This window comes from Streptomyces sp. NPDC002845 (assembly GCF_053591955.1).
In genome coordinates, this window is the sequence record NZ_JBSFUU010000209.1 from 1 (window position 1) to 2,326 (window position 2,326).

At 68.3% G+C, this 2,326-nt stretch carries 2 protein-coding genes; both read right to left on the reverse strand.

The features are described from left to right. Positions 1–339: 339 nt before the first annotated feature. Positions 340–1,344, reverse strand: a complete 1,005-nt coding sequence (locus ACWD3C_RS48360; RefSeq protein ID WP_451155175.1) for a MerR family transcriptional regulator — start codon at positions 1,342–1,344, stop codon at positions 340–342. A 3-nt stretch (positions 1,345–1,347) separates the two neighbouring features. Next, positions 1,348–2,019, reverse strand: coding sequence for a HEAT repeat domain-containing protein (locus tag ACWD3C_RS48365; RefSeq protein ID WP_451155177.1), 672 nt, complete (start codon positions 2,017–2,019; stop codon positions 1,348–1,350). Positions 2,020–2,326 lie beyond the last annotated feature (307 nt).

Consider the following 2,326-nt stretch of genomic DNA (forward strand, 5'->3'; position numbering starts at 1 on the left):
GACTTTCACTTCAGAGGTGCCTTGCTGTGTGCGGCTGATGGAAGCGTAGGAACTCCCATTATCGCAGGTCAGCAGGCACCTCTTCCTATTTCTCCGTCCAAAGACCGGCTATCGCGTGGTGGATCGAGGTTGAGGCGTGCTGGGATGACGATGTCCCGTAGCTATGGGCGCTGGAGCAGTACCCGGAAGCGGACGAGCGTGCCCTCGTCGTCCGCTGCGATGTCGGGGTAGTGCTGCGGAAACTGGGCCAGGAGGTCCGCCGCCCCCTCTGTGGACGGCGACAGGTCGGGGACCCCTCCGCCCCACGGGCCTCGTACGCGGTACCCCAGGAGAGATCCGTCACCGTGCGTCGCGTAGCTGAAGAAGGTACGCCGCGGTCAGCGCAACGGCATGGTCCTCGTCATGCGACAGCTCCATGAGGGCACGTGACGCCGTCGTTCCCGGGACGGCCGCCAGTGCTTGGGTCAGCCGTCCACGTGCAGGCGCTTGAGTGGTGTTGTGGGCGAGGCGGTCGACGAGCCTGGTCGCGATCTGATCCGCCGTCGCGGTGTCACTCGCCAGTATGCCCAGTGCGTCGGCTGCATCGGTGTCGTTCCTTCCCTCCATGATCATGTCGATGAGCGTGGAGACCGCATCGGCCACTCCACGTGTCCCGAGCGCCAGAGCCGCATACCCGCGGACCGCGACGTCGGGGTTCGCGAGAGCGTGCCGCAGCTGCGCGGTGGCCTCATCACCGGGCATCTCGGCGAGGGACTGAACGGCACGTTCCCGTACCGCGGCCACCGGTGAGCCGAGGCCCTCCGCCAGCAGTGCCGGGGCGCCGTCGCCCGATCGCGCCAGCGCCCATCGAAGGGCTCCGGCGACGTTCGGCTCCGTCTCGCTCAGTGCCGCCTCGACCAGGACCTCCACCGGCACCGGAACCTCGTCGGCCGAGGAAAGGGCCGCGCGCTGGCGCGCGTCGGCGCTCTTCGCCCCCAGTGCCTGGAGGAGCGCAACGACCTGAAGGACGTCCTCCCAGCCGGCGGGGTCCGCGGCATCAATCCGGCGCAGCCGCGTGAGCAGCTCGGTCTCGGCCGCGATGCGGTCGCGTGTCTGACGGATGAGGTCACCGACGAGCGCCGAGGGTGTGAAGCCGGAATCGTCGAGCGCGCGCCCGATCTCACGCAGCGACAGACCCAGCGACCGCAGGCTCTCGATATGGAAGATCCGCCAGATGTCCTCGCCGGAGTACTCCCGATAACCGGAGCCCGTACGGCCCGAAGGCCGCACCAGGCCGAGCGATTCGTAATGCCGGAGCATGCGGGCACTGACCCCGGACCGTCGCGCCACCTCACCGATCAACACGTCCTATCGTCCCTCTTGGCCGGACCCGCCGAGGGCCACGACGCGCTTGGCCTCCTCGATCGCAAACTCGAATCCGGCGTCCGGCTCGCGCAGCAGCCGTTCCGTGGCGAGCGCGTGCACGCGCACGCGCGGGTCAGGGCCCGTCGTCGCAGCACGCAGAGCCGGCACAATCACTTCGCCCAGCGCGACCAGCGCCCGGCTGAGACTCAGCTGCGTCTCCCGCTCACCGCGCCCGAGCTGTATCGCCAGCACCGCGGCCAAGGCGGACTCCTCACCTTCCGGCACGAGCACGACCGCGGCCCGCCAGGCGCTCCGCGCCACCTCGTCGTCAGCGTCGGACAACAGCGCCCGTGTGATCGCCGGCCACGCCTGCCGGTGCCCGATCTTGGACAGCGTGTGCAGCGCCTGGCTCCGTGCCTGCGCACGCTCCGAGCGGACTTCGCGGACCAGCTCGGGGAGCGTCATGGACACCGGGTGGCGGGTGAGCGCCCAGGTCAGCATGTCGCGGACGAAGAACTCGGGCTCGATCGCGCATCGCTCGATGAGCTTGTCGACGAAGCGCGGGTCAGGTGTCGTGCCGACCGCCAGAGCAGCCCGCAGTCGCACGGACGAACGGCCGTCCTCAAGCCCCTGGAGCGCCCGAATCGCATCCGTGTCCTGTCTCGTGATCGTCATCGAGACCACCTCCTTGGCAAGCAGTGAAAGCCCTGTCACCGTGTCAAGGTCAAACGGGGCCCGCTGCGCGATCACCAGTCACCTGCCGCGTCCCGAGTGTGCCCTTTGAGTGCTGTGCATCGTGAAGTTGCTGGTCACGGGGCTGGTGTGCGCGGGGTGGGGGTACTCGTGTCGGCCGCGGGTGGATGACTTCGGTGAAGATCGTCGGTCATTGAGTGGTGTGCATCGTGAAGTCGCAGGTCACGGGTCTGGTGTGAATGGCGAGTTGGGTACTCGTGCCGGTCGGCGGACGATGACCATGGCGTAG

Bases quoted from the DNA above. Each gene is read 5' to 3' on its own strand.
- ACWD3C_RS48365 (WP_451155177.1), bottom strand. From the start codon at position 2,019: ATGACGATCACGAGACAGGACACGGATGCGATTCGGGCGCTCCAGGGG.